Source organism: Noviherbaspirillum saxi (assembly GCF_003591035.1).
Classification (GTDB): Bacteria; Pseudomonadota; Gammaproteobacteria; order Burkholderiales; family Burkholderiaceae_D; genus Noviherbaspirillum; species Noviherbaspirillum saxi.
Genome location: NZ_QYUO01000001.1, coordinates 2333095 through 2351441, shown reverse-complemented (window position 1 = coordinate 2351441; position 18347 = coordinate 2333095). Strand labels below are relative to the sequence as shown.

Below are 18347 nucleotides of genomic sequence, written 5' to 3'. Positions count from 1 at the left end.
ATGATGTGATCCAACGAGACCATGGCCGCGCCGCCTATAATTGATTATTCGGAATGAAACGGAGCATCCAATGAACGCGATTCCGGGACAAGATACCGAATCCGGCTTTGCAGTCGAGCCCGTCACCCGCCAGACTTTCGATGAAGTCATGGTGCCCACCTATGCGCCGAGTTCCATGGTGCCGGTGCGGGCGCAAGGACTCAACTTGTGGGATCAGGAGGGCAAGCAATATCTCGACTTTACCGCCGGCATTGCCGTCACTGGCCTTGGCCATTCGCATCCGGCGGTGGTCGAGGCACTGCGCACTCAGGCCGACAAGCTATGGCATGCAGGCAATGGCTACACCAACGAGCCTGTGCTGCAGTTGGCGCGTGCGCTCACCGAAGCGACTTTCGCCGACCGTGCTTTTTTTTCCAATTCCGGTGCGGAAGCCAATGAAGCCGCGTTCAAACTGGCCCGCAAATATGCACATGCGAAATTCGGGCCGCACAAATCGCGCATCGTATCCTGCCTCAATTCCTTTCATGGCCGTACCCTGTTCACGGTATCGGTCGGCGGCCAGTCGAAATACACCGAGGGCTACGAGCCCTTGCCGGCGGAATTGCTGCATGTGCCTTTCAACGACATCGAGGCTGCCCGGGCCGCGATCACCGACGAGGTTTGCGCCGTGGTGGTCGAACCGGTGCAAGGCGAGGGCGGCGTCATGCCGGCCGATCCGGCGTATCTGAAAGCCTTGCGCGAATTCTGCAATGCACGCGGTGCGCTGCTGATCTTCGACGAAGTGCAGTGCGGCATGGGGCGCACCGGAAAACTGTTTGCCTACATGGGCTATGGGGTAACGCCGGATATCCTGACATCGGCCAAGGCGCTCGGCAACGGTTATCCCATCGGAGCCATGCTGACCACCGAAACTATCGCCGCTGTTTTCACACCCGGCGCGCATGGCACCACTTTCGGCGGCAATCCGCTCGCCACCGCCGTCGCCTTGCGGGTACTGCAAATCATCAATACCCCGGCCTTTCTGGCGCGAGTCAACCAGATGGCGCAATATCTTGTCGGCAAACTCGCCGTCGTCGTGCGCGATTACCCGAAGATGTTTTCGCTGGTGCGCGGCAGCGGCCTGATGCTCGGCATCGTGCTTGCGGACCAATATCTGGGCAAGGCCAAAGACATCGTCAAGTCGGCCGAGGCGCATGGCTTGATGCTGCTGATCGCCGGACCCGACGTGGTGCGCCTGCTGCCGGCCCTGGTCGTCAGCGAAGAGCAGATCGACGAAGGCATTTCCCGCCTGCGACAGGCGATCGATGCGGTGATCGAGCCCACATCGGTAAACCAGTAGGGCTGCAGTTCGATCGTGAATGGAGAACCCATGTACGTCGTCCGGCCTGTAGAAGCAAGGGATGTCCCGCTGCTGGAAGCGCTGGCGACGGCGTCCACTCCTGGCGTACATACCTTGCCGCGAACGCGCAAGACCATCGAACGCGCGGTGGAGCGCTCGCTCGCATCGTTTTCCGCTGCTCCCGAGATGCCGAGCGAAGAAGCCTATTTTTTCGTGATGGAAGGACCGGATGAGACGATTGCCGGCACCGCGGCCATATCGGCGACGGCCGGCGCGACCGGCACCTTCTTCGCCTTTCGACATGATGTGTTGAGCCAGGTGTCGCGCGACCTGAATATCAGCCATCACGTCGATGCGCTCAGTTTGTGTTCGGATCTGACCAGCTATTCGCAATTGTCGGGATTTCATCTATGCGACCGGCGCGCCGTTGGCGGCGCGGCGCTTCTGTCGCGTGCGCGCCTGCTGTTTGCGGCAGTTGCGCCGCAGCGCTTCAGCGACAAGTTCTTTGCATCGATGTCGGGCATGACCGATACGAACGGCCGCTCGCCGTTTTGGGAAGCATTGGGCCGCAAGTTTTTCGGAATGGATTTTCTGGAGGCCGAACGCATGATCGAGGGCGCGCGCAACCGCACACTGATCGTCGAACTGATGCCGCACTATCCAGTCTATGTTCCCCTGTTGCCCAATGAGGCCCAAGCTGCATTGGGCCAGGTGCATGCAGAAGCCGAACTGCCGTTCCGTATCTTGTCGGCGGAAGGTTTCGAGCCCGACAAGTATGTGGATATTTTTGACGGCGGACCGGTACTGCGGGCACACAGGAATGCCTTGCGTTCCTTTTCCGCGTCGACGCTGCGTCGTGCCTACGCCGGCGATGCCGACAACGCCGGGGCAGAAACCTGGATGATCGCCACTGCACGTGAAGAAAATTTCCGGGCGCTGCTCGTCCAATGCAGGATCGTCGAACTGTCGGGCGAGATCATCCTGCCGCAAGCAGTATTGCGCAAGCTCGAACTGAGCGAAGGCGAATTTGTACTGTGCGTGAAATCATGAGGCCGCCGATGCTAGTGGTACGCGCTATCAGAGAAGGAGACCTGGAAGGCTTGCTTGAATTGGCCACCCAGGTCGGGCCGGGAATGACCACACTCAAGCCCGATCGCGCGGCGCTGGGCCGGCGCATCGAAATCGCCTGTGCCTCGTTCGCGGAAACCATTGCGCCTGCGCAGCGCGACTATGTTTTCGTGATGGAGGATACGGCGCGTAACCGACTGGCAGGCGTGTCTGCCATCAAGAGCGCGGTGGGACTCGACGAACCGTTCTATAACTATCGACTCGGCACACTGGTACATTCCAGCAACGAACTGAAGATTTTTTCGCGCATGGATACCTTGTATCTGTCGAACGACCTGACCGGTTGCGCGGAACTGTGTTCGCTGTTTTTGCACCCCGATTACCGCACTGGCAGCAATGGCAAACTGCTGTCGAAATGCCGTTTCCTGTTCATCGCGCAATTCCCGCATCTGTTTCCCGAAAAACTGATCGCCGAAATGCGCGGCTTCCAGCGTAGCGACGGCACATCGCCATTCTGGGATAGTCTGGGCAGGCACTTCTTCAAGATGGATTTCAGCCGCGCGGATGATCTCACCAGCCTTGGACAAAAATCCTTCATCGCCGAACTGATGCCGCGCCACCCCTTGTATGTCGCCTATCTGCCGCAAGAAGCGCAGGACGTCATTGGCCGCGTGCATGTCGACACGGCACCGGCGCGGCATCTGCTGGAGCAGGAAGGCATGCATTACGAAGGCTATGTCGACATTTTCGATGCCGGCCCGGTACTGCAGGCGAGGGTGATTGAACTGCGTGCGGTGCGCGAAAGCGAAATGGCGACAGTCGACGACTTGTCCGGCGATGTCGCAGGCGTGCCCTGTCTTGTCGCCACAAATTCGATGCAACAGTTCCGTATCATCGCGACGGATGCCTTTCCGGAACAAGGCCGTATTGGCCTTGATGATTCGCACCAAGCCTTGCTCGGCATTCACGCCGGGGACCCGGTGCGCACGATGGCGCTTAACCCGAAGAAGATACTCCATGCATAGTCACTACCTGAATGGCCAATGGATAGCCGGCGACGGTGCGCCGCTTGAAGTGATCGACCCCTCGACCGGCATAGTCATCTGGCGAGGCACGCAGGCGACCGAAAACGAAGTGGAGCTTGCCTGCCAGGCTGCGCGCGCGGCCTTCGACCGCTGGGCATTTGGCCCGGTCGATGAGCGCATTGCGGTGTGCAAGCGCTTTCGCGATCTGCTGAAGGAACAGAGCGAGGAACTTGCCCTGCTGATTGCGCACGAAGTCGGCAAGCCCTTGTGGGAAGCGCGTACCGAAGTCACGACGATGGCAAACAAGATCGATATTTCCATTCAGGCCTATGGAGCGCGCACTGGCGAATCGTTTGCCACCGTCCCCGATGGCAAGGCGGTGCTGCGACATCGGCCGCATGGCGTGTTCGGTGTATTCGGGCCGTACAATTTTCCCGGCCATCTGCCGAATGGCCATATTGTGCCGGCACTGATCGCCGGCAACACCATCGTTTTCAAGCCCAGTGAATATGCACCGCAAACTGCAATCAAGACAATGGAACTCTGGATCGCGGCCGGCTTGCCAGCTGGTGTGATTAACCTGCTCAACGGTGGACGCGACACCGGGGCAGCGCTGGCGCGCCATGCAGAACTGGATGGCGTTCTTTTTACCGGCAGCTACCAGACCGGCGTCATGTTGCACAGACAGTTCGCAGGGCAGCCGGGAAAAATGCTGGCCCTGGAAATGGGCGGCAACAATGCGCTGGTTGCGTGGAACATCGGCAATCCGGACAAGCTGGATGCCGCCGTTCATCATGTCGTGTTTTCAGCCTTTGTCAGCGCTGGTCAGCGTTGTACCTGCGCGCGCCGCCTGATTGTTGAAGATTCGCCGCATGGACAGGTATTGCTCGACCGTTTGGTGGCCGTAGCGTCGCGAATTACGGTCGGACGTTTCGATGCGGTACCGCCGCCTTTCATGGGGCCGGTCGTGTCTGCTCAAGTCGCGTCCAGGCTTCTCGATGCGCAGGATGACCTGCTGGCGCGCGGCGCGAAAAGCCTGTTGCTGATGCGTTTGCTACAGCCGGGAACCGGATTCCTATCGGCCGGCATCGTCGATGTGACCGAAGCCGGGGAGCTGCCCGATGAAGAATGGTTCGGCCCGCTGCTGCAGGTAATCCGCGTAGAGGATTTTACGCAGGCGGTACGTGTGGCAAATGCAACCGGGTATGGCCTTGCTGCCGGCCTGCTGAGCGAAGATGAAACCCTGTGGCGACAATTCTCCGTGCAGGCGCGGGCCGGCATCGTGAACTGGAACCGGCCTACCACGGGTGCGGCCAGCACCGCCCCGTTCGGCGGTGTCGGCAAGTCAGGCAATCATCGTCCCAGCGCGTATTATGCTGCCGACTACTGCGCCTATCCGGTAGCGTCGATAGAAACGCCGGAACTGGAATTGCCCAGGCAGCTTTCGCCCGGTCTGCTGTTCTAATACCAAACGCCATGCAAGGTATCTCATGCTGAATGCACGCGAATTCAATTTCGACGGACTTGTCGGTCCATCGCACAACTATGCCGGCCTTTCGTTCGGCAATGTCGCATCGCATCGCAATCTCAAGAGCGTCTCCAATCCGAAGGAAGCCGCTTTGCAGGGGCTTGCAAAGATGCGCTCGCTTGCAGCGCGCGGATTCGCGCAGGGGGTGTTGCCGCCGCAGGTCCGCCCGAACTTTCGCCTGCTGCGCAGCATTGGCTTTACCGGCAGCGATGCCGATGTGCTGGCACGTGCTTACAGGGAAGCGCCTTTCATTCTGGCGTCCGCCTATTCGGCATCGCCGATGTGGACCGCAAACGCCGCGACAGTCAGCCCATCGGCCGACACTGCGGACGGCCGTGTGCATTTCACGGTGGCCAATCTGAACAATAAACTGCATCGCTCGTATGAACATGAACAGACTGCGCGAACATTGCGTGCGCTATTCGGTAACGACCGGCATTTTCTCGTGCACGATTCCTTGCCCGCGACCCCGGCCTTCGGCGACGAAGGTGCAGCCAATCACACGCGTTTGTGTGCCAGCCATGGTGCACCCGGGATAGAAATGTTCGCGTACGGCAGGATCGAATTCGATCCCGACGCGCCGTCACCAAGACGTTTCCCCGCGCGACAGACGCTGGAGGCAAGCCAGGCGGTGGCGCGTCTGCATGGCCTTCCCGACAAGCGCGCCATCTTCATCCAGCAGGAACCGGATACGATAGATCAGGGCGTTTTTCACAATGATGTGATCGCAGTCGGTAATGGCAACGTACTGTTCTATCACCAGCACGCTTTTCGCGATGAACGCGGGGCCATGGCCGCGCTGCGAAAAGCGCTGGCAGATGTGCAAACGGAGTTGCAGGCGATACGTGTCAGTGCTGCCGAGGTATCGGTCGCGGATGCGGTCTCAAGCTATCTGTTCAACAGCCAGTTGCTGTCAAAAACAGACGGCCGCATGGCCTTGGTCGTACCGCAGGAATGCGAAGAAAACCCGGCGGTGGCGCGCTTTCTGCGGCATTTGACCGGCAGCGGTGGACCGATTGATGAACTGATCAGTTTTAACCTTCGCCAGAGCATGCGCAATGGTGGCGGACCTGCCTGCCTGCGGTTGCGGGTAGCCTTGACAGAAGATGAGGCGGCTGCCATGCATCAAGGGGTGGTGATGAATGAAGCGCTGTATGCGAGTCTGGTTGCCTGGGTCGAGAAACATTATCGCGATCGGCTGGCGCCGGAGGATCTGGTCGATCCTGTGTTGGCGGTGGAGGTGCAGATTGCCCTGGAAGAACTGGAGGGTATTCTCGGTTTGCCGAGGCTTTATGCCAACTTTGCCCAGTAACGTGACGAATAAAGCACCAAACGAACGAGCAGGTAATACACGCAAAAAAAGGAATGCCTCATGCATCCCACAATCACCGCACTCGCAACCGGCAACCTGACCACTCTCACAGAACCCTTCGTCAAAGCCGGCATGACAGCCAGTACCCCAGCCCCTGGCATCCTGCAACTCATCCACTCACCGGCACAATCCTCTCGACCACGGCTCTTGCTATCAGTCGCCATCCATGGCGACGAAACCGCACCGCTGGAAATGCTCGCCCACCTCCTCGACGAACTGATAACCGCACCGCATCGACTCGTACTCGACCTCATGATCGTAGTCGGCAACCCCGCTGCCATTGCAGCAGAAGAGCGATACATCGATGCCGACCTGAACCGAATGTTCCGCAGCGAGCGGGGTGATCTTCAGACGACGCGCGAGGCCGAACGGGCAGACGACATCATGAGTGCCACGACAGCTTTCTTCGACATTCCTAAGGCCGAAAAATGGCACCTGGACCTGCATACCGCAATCCGGGAGTCGTACTACCCGACATTCGCGGTGGTGCCCGAGGTTATCGACAAGAATGGAAGGCAAGCCTTGCTGGCATGGCTGGGGAAGGCCGGTATCGAAGCGGCAATCCTGAATCCTTCATCGGCCGGCACTTACAGCGCCTATACCGCCGAGAGATACGGCGCTGTCAGTGCAACGGTGGAACTCGGGCAGGTCGGAACACTGGGAAAGAATGACCTGACGCGCTTTGCTGATACTTCAGCCGCGTTGTCGGATTTCATTTACACAGGCGTCCCGCCTGCGGGATCGGCGCCTGCCGTATTTCGGGTAACGCAGGAACTGATCAAGCACAGCGAAGCTTTCTGTCTGTCGTTTGACCGGAGCACAAAAAATTTTACTGCACTGCCGCCGGGATCATTGATTGCACAGGATCGGCAAATCGAATACCGCGTGGGACCGGAGACCGAGTATGTCGTGTTTCCCAATCCGGACGTGCGCCCCGGTCTAAGGGCGGGCTTGATGGTGGTCAGGGAAAAAAGTTAAAGCTGTTTCTGCCGCATGTATTGTGCAATCGCATCCTCCACCTTCACCGCATTGAACGGCTTGACGACAAAGCTCGAAGCACCCGCCTGCAATGCGTTCTGTACGTTTTCCAAGGTCGGTAGTGCGCTGATCATGATTATGCCCACACCCGGCGTGTTGTCGCGAATCCGTTGCGCCGCCTGATGTCCGTTCAGTTTCGGCATGTCGATGTCGAGAAAGGCGATATCCGGCTTGTGCAGTTCGCACAGCTCCACGGCTTTTTCGCCGTCGCGGGCTTCGGCCACTACCTGGTGCCCATGTTCGCGTAACAGCAGACGCAGTACGCTGCAGGTGGTGCTGTCATCGTCAGCAATGACGACTTTCAGTTGCTTGGACGGAATCAGCATTGCGTTTCTTATGTCCTTTCTGTTTCAAGCAGGGACTGCAACTTGGCGCTGATCCGCGCGTATTCCGTTGCAATCTCGTGAAGCCGGGCGTCGATGTCTGTCGGCATTACCAGCTTGGCGCTCGCCTCCAGTTCGCTGCACAACACAGATAAACGGGTAGCACCTATCGAAGCGCTGCTGCCGGCAAAGGCATGCGCGACCTTGGCTATCATTGCGGCATCGCCGGCAGCATGCGCACCACGCAGTGCGGCCACGCGTGGTGGGCTGTCGTTTCGATACAGCGTCGCGAGTTCGGCGAAATCGGCGCCGAACATGTCGCGTATGGCTTCGAGTTCGTCATCGCCGGCCGGGCCCGACATCGCGGTGTCGTTCGGGATGGCGCGCGGCATCCAGCGGGCCAGCATATCCTTGAGCGTTTGCGGCCGGATCGGCTTCGACAGAAAATCGTTCATGCCCGCAGCCGCACATCGATCGCGTTCTTCCTGTGTCGTACAGGCGGTCAGCGCAATGACAGGAACATGTTTTGCCGAGCCAGGTAACTGGCGAATGCGTGCGGTTGCTTCATAACCGTCGAGGTGAGGCATGTCGCAATCCATCAGCACCAGGTCGTAAGGCGTCGCGCCGTGTTTTTCGATTGCTTCATTTCCATGGCTGGCGATGTCGACGCGGCAGCCGATTTTTTCCAGCATGCGCATCGCGACCTGCTGGTTGACCATGTTGTCGTCGGCGACGAGCACGCGCTTGCCGTCGAACGACACGCCCGAAACATACTGCTGTGGAGGAGCGCTGATCCCGGCTGCTCCGAGCGTATCGGGGCCCGCCACGCCGGCGAGCCGGAACATGGATTGCATCAGTGCCGCCGGTGTCATCGCCGGCAGGATGACCGCGTCGAAGCCCTGCCGCAGAAAGGCGTCCGGGCGCACATGGGTGTCGTTTGAAAGAATGCCCAATCCGCTTTTCGCGTAAGCCGGCTCATTCCGGATCGCGGAAGCCAGCATATCGGCCGGCATGCCGCCTACCGAAGGCTCGAGCAGGACGATACGGTAGGGTGCGTCGGTGCCAGCCGCTTGACGCAACAGGTCAAGGCCATCGGTTACCAGGGCGGCGGCATCGATCTGCACGCCTGCATCAGTCAGCGTAGAAAGTGCAGCGGTCCATTTTTTCGGGGTGTCTGCGAGCAGCAGCACACGAGTGCCGGCGACGCATGCAGCGGCAAGCGGAAGATCGAGCAGGAGCCGGAGGTTGGCTCCATGGCTTGGCACGCTGTCCACACTGACGCTGCCGCCCATCAGCCGCGCCAGGCGCACGCACAGGGCAAGTTCAACCGCATTTTTGCCATGCACCTTGAGCGCAGCGATACCGGTACGCAGGGGTTGATTCATTGCCGTGGTCAGCTGCTCGCCTGCCTCGGACGGGCCGTTTGCATGGACCGCCATGCGCAGCTTTCCGACTGCCTGGTCTATGTGCAGTTCCGTCGCGACGCGGATCTCTCCGCGTTCGGCAATGCGGATTGCGGTATCGATCAGGATGCCAACCACTTGGCGCAACCTGGCCGGGTCGCCGGTGAGGAGTGCGGTCTGCGGATAGCCGATATGTAGACGCAGACCGCTGGACTCGGCTATGGCAGCCTTGCCGGCGCAGGCTTCGCGCATTTCGGTCAACAGATCGAAGGGAAGCCGGGTCAGGCTGAACTGATTGGATTCGAGAAGTGACAAATCGACAATGCGCTCAATGACCTGCAGCAGTGTATCGACACTGTCCTGGGCGATGCGGGCGTATTCGTGCTGGGCGGCGGTCAGGCCGGTTTCCAGCAGCAGTTCTAGCATGCCGACGATACCGTTCATGGACGTACGGATATCGTGATTCATGTCTGCCAGCAGATTGCCCATGGCAAGTGCACTGGAATCCACAGGCGTCTGGCTTGCGGCGGCGGAATAAGCTTGTTCGTTTTCTGGTTGCATGTCGATGTCCTGTTTGGCAACCGCAGACAGCGTGTTTCGCCTAGTGTTCCGAGTTAGAGGTTCGTTGAAAAATAAAACTGATGCAATGGGCGTCAGGCGAGGCGAAGGATGAGGTCCATTTCATCAGTTTTATTCGGCGAACTTCTAACTCAGGACACTAAACGTGCGCGATTGCGGCATCCGGCTACTGTAATACGTTTCCGGTAATTCTGTCGCGGGGCATCGCATCGGCCATATCGTCGAAATGACTCCCAAATTCATTTCTTTTCAAAGGCTTATTTGTTTTTCGCGGCTCGATAATGCATGGTATGAAATTCCGGCCCATGGCATAAACAATAATTCGCCGGAATCCCATCCAGCGAGAGCGGACACATGGATACCAATCAGGCATTGCGCAACAACCTTAAACTTCAGGACGACGGTCCTGAGGATGGGGCGACCGGAATCGCATCGGCAGGAAAAAATAAGGCACGCGGCAATCCGGATCGCATCCTGCGTGCGGCCGATATTTCCGAATCCGGCAATGGCGGTGTCGACCTGAAAGCCATACGCGAAGCGATTGCCCGCGTCGAGGCCGAAGCCAAGGCGACAGTAGCCGCCGAAAACCGCGCCCATGCCGAAGCCCGTGCCCGTTCCCTGGCAGAAGATCGCGCGCGGATCGAAGCCGCCGCCGCCGCCGAGGCGTACCAGAACGCCAGGGCTTCCGAGGAAGCGATTGAAGCGGCTCACGCCCGGTACGACGCCGAGCGCCAGGCGCGTGAAACCAGCGAAGCGCGCGCTGCCGCCGTCAAGCGCGAAACCGACGAATTGCGCGCGCGCGCCGAGGTGGATGCGCAGGCCCGCCGCGTCGCCGAAGAACGTGCCCGTGCCGAGCGCGCAGCCCGCGAGCGCGCAGCCGAGCATCTGGCCATCCAATCCGAACTGGCGGCACGCGCTGCCGCAGCCGCGGAAGAGCTGGCACAGGAAACCGAACTCGCTCGCTGGCAAGCAGCTCAGCGCGCAACCGCCACTGAAGCCGCGCGTCAGGAAATCGAGGCGCGCGCCCGTGCCGATGCCCGTATCGCCGACATGGCGCGCGAACAGGAAAGGCGCGAAAAGGAAGCTCGTCAGGCATCGGAAAGGTTGGCCCAGGCGCGCATCGAAGCGCTTGCCGCCACCCGCGAACGCGAACGCGAAGAAGCGACGGCATTGCACGCCGCGCTCAGCAGGGCACCGATCGAAATACGTGCGCGCGAAGAAGCACGCGCACGCGTGCTCGCCGAGCAGGAAAACGAAGCCGCCGCCCAAGCGCGCATTGATCTCGAACGCAAGGTCGCGGAAGCATTGCGCCTCAGGCTGCAGGCCGAAGTCGAAATGCGGGAAGCTGCCGCACGCCGCGAACACGCGGAGACAACGGCAGCGGCCGCAGCACAAGCGCGCCGCGAAGCCGAAGACCGCATCCGCGCCGCAACTGAAGCCCGCATTTGCACCGAGCGTGAACTGCAGCAGATGGCGCTGACTCGCGTCGAAGCCGAACATCATGCGGACATGCAGTCGCGTACCCGGATCGACGCCGAAGCCCGCGGCATTCAGGAGGCACGCGAACGTGCCGAAGCGGAGCAAACTATTTCCGATGCCGCCAAGGCACGTAGTGAAATAGAGTTGCGCGCACGCCAGCTCGCGGAAGGACGGGTTGAGCTGGAGCGTGCCGCGTACACCATGGCAACCGAGCACGCCGAATCCGAACAGCAGGCGCTGGCCCGTGCAGCCGAGCATGCGGAACTGCAGCGCCAGACAGCTGCACTCGCCGCGGCCAAGGCCCGCGAAGCAATGGAGCTTGCCCGTCTTGAGCGCGAACGTGTCGATGTGGAGCAACGGGCGGTCGCCGCGCTGCAGGAAAAAGCGCGTGCCGAGGAGGCGGCCATTACGCAGGCGCAGGCGCGTGCCGATGCGGATACACAGCACGCCAGCCTGCTGCGCATGCGGGAACAGACTGACTGCGCCGCACGCATCGCAAAGGAAGAGGAAGCAGCGGCGGCCAATCTGGCGTTGACCAAGGCGCTGGAGCGCGCTGACATTCAGCGCGAAGCGGCGGAAGCCGCGCTGCAAAAAGCGCGCGCAGCCGTCGAACTGGCACGTCTCGAACGCCAGCGTGCGAACGACGAACAGGAAGCGCTCGCAGCCATGCGGCAAAAGCTCACGCTTGAGCAGCAGCGTGCCGCTGTTGCCCGGCAAGCGCTGGAAGCCGCCCAACACAAGCTCGCGGCCGAGCAGCAAGCGCTTCAGTCGGCGCAACAGCAGGCGCTGCACGCTCGCAATGCGGCCGACGCAGCAGAAGCGAAAGCCGCCGAAGCAAGCGAATTGGCGCGTGCCGAGCAGGCGCGTACGGTCGCGGAACAGCAGGCGCTTGAAGCGGTCCGGCAAACCTTGACGGCCGAACAGGTGGCGCAAGCCGATGCGGAAGCACGCGCCCGGGCCGAACAGGAACACGCCGACGCAATGCGAGCGCGGGAGCAGGCCGAACGGTCGGCGCGCCAGGCAATCGAGGCCCAGCTGACCGCCGAAAAGCATTTGATGCAGCAGGCGGCCGAGCGCGCCGAACACGAACGCAAAGCCGCGTATGCAGCGCTGAAGAACGCGCGCGAAGCAATCGAACTGGCACGTGTCGAGAAAGAACGTGCTGCGGCGGAACAGCTTGCATTGGAAGCCATCCAGCGCAAGCTGGCGTCGGAAAAGCAATGGCAACAGGAAGCAGAGGCGCGCGCGCATGCCGAACAGGAGCATGCACGGGTACAGGCGGAGCGCCATGCTGCCGAACGTGCAACACGACAGGCCAGCCAGGCAAGACTACTGGCGGAGCAGCACCAACTCGAAAAAGCAGCCGAACAGGCAGAGTTGCGGCGCAAGGCTGCCGACGCCATCGCGCGCGAGGAAGTGCAACAGAGCGCAGTGGCTGAAAGGGCGGCGATAGAGCGAGCCATATTGCGCAAGGACGCCCAGATAGAAGCGCGCACTGCCGAAGAACTGCGGGTGGTCGCAGAACGCCGCGCGACGGAATCAGCCCGCCGTCAAAAAGAATATGCCGACACAAGTGCCGATCAGGCAGAGGCGCTACGCCAAACCTGCGAGCGTCAGTGCGCCGAGGCGCAGGCCCTTGCCGCCGATCTGGTCGGGTGCATAAGCAGTGACAGCGAAAAGACGGCTGCCTGGAACGTTCGCGCAAGAGCCATCCTTGCAGACTCACCGGTAGCTGCTGTGCGTCCTGGTATTACACGGCCGATGGTCGCCTTGCTCGGAGGTGTAGCGTTCGCCGCTGGCATTGTGGTGACGCTGGCCTGGAATATCTATGGTATTGATGGCGGCAATCTCACGCGTACACCGGTAACAGGCGCGATTGTCCGCGATGCAGCGACTTTGTCCGCGCCAGTGCCGGCATCCTCGCAATTGTCTTATCAGCTCACGCAGACGGATACATCGCCCAAGTCTGAAGACTAGTATTCCGCTCCTCAAATCTGCAGTTGCTGCGACCGTTCGAATGTAAATGTTCGAATGTGATTGCTGCTCTACACGGCGCTTCAAACATCTTTTTAGCGGTTCGCAAGATGAAGAAGGGCCGGTATATGTACAGATTTAACTGATTCAACTGATGACAGGTCGTAGTCCAAGTTCTGTTTTTCGAAAGAATTCATGGATGCCCTGCCGCAAGTCGTCCACCTGTTCGAATTCCAGGTAAGTGACGTCACACATACTCTGAAGGTCTTTCAATAGAGTGGTTTTGATCGGCGCTTTCTTCCAGACGAGGAATAGAACAGGTGTTCCGAGGCCTTGAAAAATATGATATGCCAGTTCAAATGCACTGCTTTCGCTTAATCCAACGCGGATATTGATGAAGGCATCGGCCTGGTTTAGTAAGCCTAATCGATATTGCCGAAAATTTTGCGGATTGAAAGGCAGTCCGGTTTTTTCTTCAAACGAGGTTCGGAACGTGGTCGCGCTTTCAGCTTCCAGCCCGGTCAAATAATTAAACTCATACGGCGTCCCGTTCGCAGTCTCAATCAGGTTCAGTGCTTCTGCAACGAGAGACTGTTCTTGTTCGCTGGATTCGGTAAACGGCTGCCGGATAAAAAGATTGATTCGCTTGCGATTACGTTCAAAGGCAGTTCTTTGTTTTGCTGATTGAAATAGTGAATGCATGACGGGCTCGGAAACTCGCTTGCGCGACATATTTGCGTTGTGTAAAGGCACAATTGCCGGAATCTTTTTGTGCATGCTGGCGCTTCTGTTTATCCACTCGTGCAAGTTCTGCAGTGAATACAGGTCGTAAGTGGCTAGATGACGCAAGCCTTCGACGGCGGCTTCGGCGCCGGCGATGGTGGTATAGGTAGTGGCGCGCGCGAGCAAGGCGGAAGTGCGGATGGCGCGCGAATCGGCAATCGCGGTACGCTTTTCTTCCACCGTATTGATCACCAGCACAATCTCGTTGTTCTTGATCATGTCGACCACGTGCGGCCGCCCTTCGACCACCTTGTTGACGGCCGCCACCGGAATCCCGGCCGCACTGATGGCCGCGGCCGTGCCCTTGGTCGCCACCAGCGTAAAGCCCAGCTCCACCAAGTCTTTGGCCACCTGCACCGCGCGCGGCTTGTCGCTGTTCTTGACGCTCAGGAACACCTTGCCCGAGGTCGGCAATTTGACGCCCGCCCCCAGCTGCGACTTCACGAACGCTTCGCCAAAGGTCTTGCCCACCCCCATGACTTCGCCGGTGGATTTCATTTCCGGACCCAGAATGGTGTCGACTCCGGGGAACTTGTTGAACGGGAACACCGCTTCCTTGACGCTGTAGTACGGCGGCACCACTTCCTTCGTGATGCCCTGGCTGTCGAGTGACTGCCCCACCATGCAGCGCGCGGCAATCTTGGCCAGCTGCAAGCCGGTCGCCTTCGATACATACGGCACCGTGCGCGAGGCGCGCGGGTTGACTTCCAGCACGTACACCACATCCTGCAACTGGCCATCGACTTCATGCTGCTGAATGGCAAACTGCACATTCATCAAGCCCACCACCTTCAAGCCCTTGGCCATCAGCGCGGTCTGGCGCTTGAGTTCGTCGATGGTGTCCTGGGACAGCGAATACGGCGGCAGCGAGCAAGCCGAGTCGCCCGAATGCACGCCGGCCTGTTCGATGTGTTCCATCACGCCGCCGATGAAGGTGCGCTGGCCATCGGACAGGCAATCCACATCGACTTCGATCGCATCGTTGAGGAAGCGGTCGAGCAGCACCGGCGAATCGTTCGAAACCTTGACCGCTTCGCGCATGTAGCGTTCCAGATCGCGCTGTTCATGCACGATTTCCATCGCCCGCCCGCCCAGCACATAGGACGGACGCACCACCAGCGGATAGCCGATTTCCTGCGCCAGGCGCAACGCGTCTTCTTCGGTGCGCGCGGTGCGGTTGGGCGGCTGGCGCAAGCCCAGGTCTTGCAACAGTTTCTGGAAGCGTTCGCGGTCTTCGGCCGCATCGATCATGTCGGGCGAGGTGCCGACGATGGGCACGCCATTGGCTTCCAGGTCGAGCGCCAGTTTCAGCGGGGTCTGGCCGCCGTACTGCACGATCACGCCATACGGCTTTTCCTTGTCGACGATTTCCAGCACGTCTTCCAGCGTCAGCGGTTCGAAATACAGCCGGTCGGAAGTATCGTAATCGGTCGAGACGGTTTCCGGATTGCAGTTGACCATGATGGTTTCATAGCCGTCTTCGCGCATCGCCAGCGCCGCATGCACGCAGCAATAGTCGAATTCGATGCCTTGCCCGATGCGGTTGGGACCGCCGCCCAAGACCATGATCTTTTTCTTGTCGGTCGGCTGCGATTCGCACTCTTCCTCGTAGGTCGAGTACATGTACGCGGTGCGCGTGGCGAATTCGGCCGCGCAGGTGTCGACCCGCTTGTAGACCGGCCGCACATTGAGCGCGCGCCGCTGCTCGCGCACCGCCTTGTCGCTGGTCTTGAGCAGCTTGGCCAGACGCCGGTCGGCAAAGCCCTTTTGCTTGAGCTTGAACAGGGTGTCCTTGTCCAGCGCCTCCAGCGTCTGGGTTTCCAGCCACAGTTCGATATCGACGATTTCCTTGATCTGCACCAGGAACCAGGGATCGATATGGGTCAGCTGATGCACTTCTTCCAGCGAGAAGCCTTGCGCAAAGGCGTCGCCGACATACCAGATGCGTTCCGGACCGGGTTCGCCCAGCTGCTCTTCGATGGTTTCGCGGTCGGTGGTCTTTTCATTCATGCCGTCGACCCCGACTTCCAGACCGCGCAAGGCTTTCTGGAACGATTCCTGGAAGGTGCGCCCGATCGCCATCACTTCGCCCACCGATTTCATTTGCGTGGTCAGATGGCTGTCGGCGGTCGGAAACTTCTCGAACGCGAAACGCGGCACCTTGGTCACCACATAATCGATGCTGGGCTCGAACGAGGCGGGCGTGGCGCCGCCGGTGATTTCGTTGCGCAACTCGTCCAGCGTGAAACCGACCGCCAGCTTGGCGGCGATCTTCGCAATCGGAAAGCCGGTCGCCTTGGACGCCAGCGCGGAGGAACGCGAGACGCGCGGATTCATTTCAATGACGATCATGCGACCATCGGCCGGATTGACCGCGAACTGCACATTGGAGCCGCCGGTGTCGACCCCGATCTCGCGCAGCACCGCCAGCGAGGCGTTGCGCATGATCTGGTATTCCTTGTCGGTCAGCGTCTGCGCCGGCGCCACCGTGATCGAGTCGCCGGTATGCACGCCCATCGGGTCGAGGTTTTCGATCGAGCAGACGATGATGCAATTGTCCTTCTTGTCGCGCACGACTTCCATCTCGTACTCTTTCCAGCCGATCAGCGATTCTTCGATCAGCAGTTCGGAGGTGGGCGAGGCTTCCAGGCCACGCTTGCAGATGGTCTCGAATTCTTCCGGATTGTAGGCAATGCCGCCGCCGGTGCCGCCCATCGTGAACGAGGGCCGGATGATGACCGGGAAACCGATTTCCTTTTGCACCGCCCACGATTCTTCCAGCGTGTGCGCCACGCCCGAACGCGCCGACCCCAGTCCGATCCTGGTCATCGCCTGCTTGAACTTGGAACGGTCTTCGGCCTTGTCGATGGCTTCCGGCGTGGCGCCGATCAGTTCGCAGCCGTATTTGGTCAGCACGCCGTGATGGTGCAGGTCGAGCGCGCAATTGAGCGCGGTCTGGCCGCCCATGGTCGGCAGGATCGCATCCGGACGCTCCTTGGCGATGATGCGCTCGACCGCCTGCCAGGTGATCGGTTCGATATAGGTGACATCGGCCATGTCCGGATCGGTCATGATGGTGGCCGGATTGCTGTTGACCAGCACCACGCGGTAACCTTCTTCGCGCAAGGCCTTGCAGGCCTGGGCGCCGGAATAGTCGAATTCGCACGCCTGGCCGATGATGATCGGGCCGGCGCCAATAATCAGGATGCTGTGTAACTCTGTGCGCTTAGGCATTTTTGTGTTTCTCCATCATCGCCACGAAGCGATCAAACAAGGGGGCGACGTCGGTCGGGCCGGGCGAGGCTTCCGGATGGCCCTGGAAGCAGAATGCCGGTTTGTCGGTGCGGGCAAAGCCTTGCAGCGAGCCATCGAACAGCGACACGTGGGTGACGCGGCAATTGTCCGGCAAGGTGGCCTGGTCCACCGCGAAACCATGGTTTTGCGAAGTGATCATCACTTGCCTGGTGTCGAGGTCTTGCACCGGGTGGTTCGCACCGTGGTGACCGAATTTCATTTTGAGGGTCTTGGCGCCGGAGGCCAGCGCCATGATCTGGTGCCCCAGGCAAATGCCGAAGGTGGGAATGCCGCGCTCGATCAATTCCCGGGTCGCGGCAATCGCGTAGTCGCACGGCTCGGGGTCGCCCGGGCCATTGGCCAGGAAGATGCCGTCCGGCTTGAGCGCCAGCGCCTCGGCGGCACTGGCCTGCGCCGGCAACACCGTGATCTTGCAACCGCGCTCGGCCAGCATGCGCAAGATGTTGCGCTTGACGCCGTAATCGAAGGCCACCACGTGATACGCCGGCGCCGTCTGTGCGCCGTAGCCCTGGCCCAGCTTCCATTCGGTTTCATTCCAGACATAGGACTGGGTGGTCGAGACCACCTTGGCCAGATCCATGCCGGCCAGGCCGGGGAAGGATTTGGCCAGCGCCAGCGCTTTGTCGACATCGGCTTCACCGGCCAGGATGGCGCCGTTCTGGGCCCCTTTTTCGCGCAGGATGCGGGTCAGCTTGCGGGTATCGAGGCCGGCAATGCCGACCACGTTTTGCGCTTTCAAATACTCCGACAGACTCAGCGTGGAACGGAAATTCGACGCCAGCAAGGGCAAGTCCTTGATGATCAAGCCAGCAGCATGGATCCGGGTGGCTTCGATGTCTTCGGCATTGATGCCGACATTGCCGATATGCGGATAAGTCAGCGTGACGAGCTGGCGGCTGTAACTGGGATCGGTCAGGATTTCCTGGTAGCCTGTCATGGCCGTGTTGAACACGACCTCGCCGATCGTGTGACCGGGCGCTCCTATCGAAAATCCCTGAAAAATCGACCCATCTGCAAGCGCTAGGATGGCAATCCGTTCTTCTGCGATAAATGGATTATTAGGTAAGAGGCACATTAAAGATTTTCTTGAATAACATTAAAGATAATGATGAAAACGCATA

General features: G+C 59.9%; 11 protein-coding genes. 7 read left to right on the top strand and 4 right to left on the bottom strand.

The window, feature by feature from the left end; genetic code table 11:
• Positions 1-70 precede the first annotated feature (70 nt).
• The 6 genes from astC to D3871_RS10890 are packed head-to-tail and all read left to right on the top strand — an operon-like array spanning position 71 to position 7310.
• Positions 71-1339, top strand: a complete 1269-nt coding sequence (astC, locus tag D3871_RS10915) for an acetylornithine/succinylornithine family transaminase (RefSeq protein ID WP_119768910.1) — start codon at positions 71-73, stop codon at positions 1337-1339.
• A gap of 30 nt (positions 1340-1369) precedes the next feature.
• Positions 1370-2389, top strand: coding sequence for an arginine N-succinyltransferase (locus D3871_RS10910; RefSeq protein ID WP_119768909.1), 1020 nt, complete (start codon positions 1370-1372; stop codon positions 2387-2389).
• 8 nt (positions 2390-2397) lie between these two features.
• The gene (gene astA / locus D3871_RS10905; protein ID WP_119770025.1) at positions 2398-3432 is read left to right on the top strand and encodes an arginine N-succinyltransferase; all 1035 of its coding nucleotides are present in this window, start codon (positions 2398-2400) and stop codon (positions 3430-3432) included.
• Entirely contained in the window at positions 3425-4897 is a 1473-nt protein-coding gene (astD, locus tag D3871_RS10900; RefSeq protein ID WP_119768908.1) for a succinylglutamate-semialdehyde dehydrogenase, read from the top strand. Before astA ends, astD begins: the two co-directional genes overlap by 8 nt.
• Positions 4898-4922: 25 nt before the next feature.
• Positions 4923-6272, top strand: coding sequence for an N-succinylarginine dihydrolase (astB, locus tag D3871_RS10895; protein WP_119768907.1), 1350 nt, complete (start codon positions 4923-4925; stop codon positions 6270-6272).
• Between the two features lie 60 nt (positions 6273-6332).
• The gene (locus D3871_RS10890; protein ID WP_119768906.1) at positions 6333-7310 is read left to right on the top strand and encodes a succinylglutamate desuccinylase; all 978 of its coding nucleotides are present in this window, start codon (positions 6333-6335) and stop codon (positions 7308-7310) included.
• Here D3871_RS10890 and D3871_RS10885 read toward each other — a convergent pair.
• Positions 7307-7696, bottom strand: coding sequence for a response regulator transcription factor (locus D3871_RS10885; RefSeq protein WP_119768905.1), 390 nt, complete (start codon positions 7694-7696; stop codon positions 7307-7309). The two genes, D3871_RS10890 and D3871_RS10885, sit on opposite strands and share 4 nt — an antisense overlap.
• Positions 7697-7704: 8 nt before the next feature.
• Positions 7705-9657: a response regulator gene (locus tag D3871_RS10880; protein WP_119768904.1), complete on the bottom strand. Its 1953-nt coding sequence runs from the start codon at positions 9655-9657 to the stop codon at positions 7705-7707.
• 372 nt (positions 9658-10029) lie between these two features.
• On the opposite strand from D3871_RS10880, the gene D3871_RS10875 reads away from it, so the two are divergent.
• Positions 10030-13131 carry a hypothetical protein gene (locus D3871_RS10875; protein ID WP_119768903.1) on the top strand — a complete coding sequence of 1034 codons (3102 nt, stop codon included), beginning with the start codon at positions 10030-10032 and terminating at the stop codon, positions 13129-13131.
• A gap of 144 nt (positions 13132-13275) precedes the next feature.
• On the opposite strand, the gene carB is transcribed toward D3871_RS10875, so the two are convergent.
• Together carB and carA are read right to left on the bottom strand one after the other, a co-directional pair.
• A complete protein-coding gene (gene carB, locus D3871_RS10870) occupies positions 13276-17145 on the bottom strand; it encodes a carbamoyl-phosphate synthase large subunit (protein ID WP_119768902.1) in 3870 nt (1289 codons plus the stop codon).
• The gene (gene carA, locus D3871_RS10865) at positions 17138-18301 is read right to left on the bottom strand and encodes a glutamine-hydrolyzing carbamoyl-phosphate synthase small subunit (RefSeq protein WP_119768901.1); all 1164 of its coding nucleotides are present in this window, start codon (positions 18299-18301) and stop codon (positions 17138-17140) included. Before carA ends, carB begins: the two co-directional genes overlap by 8 nt.
• Between the last annotated feature and the right edge of the window lie 46 nt (positions 18302-18347).

Bases quoted from the DNA above. Each gene is read 5' to 3' on its own strand.
- astC (WP_119768910.1), top strand. From the start codon at position 71: ATGAACGCGATTCCGGGACAAGATACCGAATCCGGCTTTGCAGTCGAG.
- astB (WP_119768907.1), top strand. From the start codon at position 4,923: ATGCTGAATGCACGCGAATTCAATTTCGACGGACTTGTCGGTCCATCG.
- carB (WP_119768902.1), bottom strand. From the start codon at position 17,145: ATGCCTAAGCGCACAGAGTTACACAGCATCCTGATTATTGGCGCCGGC.
- astD (WP_119768908.1), top strand. From the start codon at position 3,425: ATGCATAGTCACTACCTGAATGGCCAATGGATAGCCGGCGACGGTGCG.
- D3871_RS10885 (WP_119768905.1), bottom strand. From the start codon at position 7,696: ATGCTGATTCCGTCCAAGCAACTGAAAGTCGTCATTGCTGACGATGAC.
- D3871_RS10875 (WP_119768903.1), top strand. From the start codon at position 10,030: ATGGATACCAATCAGGCATTGCGCAACAACCTTAAACTTCAGGACGAC.
- carA (WP_119768901.1), bottom strand. From the start codon at position 18,301: ATGTGCCTCTTACCTAATAATCCATTTATCGCAGAAGAACGGATTGCC.
- D3871_RS10890 (WP_119768906.1), top strand. From the start codon at position 6,333: ATGCATCCCACAATCACCGCACTCGCAACCGGCAACCTGACCACTCTC.
- D3871_RS10880 (WP_119768904.1), bottom strand. From the start codon at position 9,657: ATGCAACCAGAAAACGAACAAGCTTATTCCGCCGCCGCAAGCCAGACG.
- D3871_RS10910 (WP_119768909.1), top strand. From the start codon at position 1,370: ATGTACGTCGTCCGGCCTGTAGAAGCAAGGGATGTCCCGCTGCTGGAA.
- astA (WP_119770025.1), top strand. From the start codon at position 2,398: ATGCTAGTGGTACGCGCTATCAGAGAAGGAGACCTGGAAGGCTTGCTT.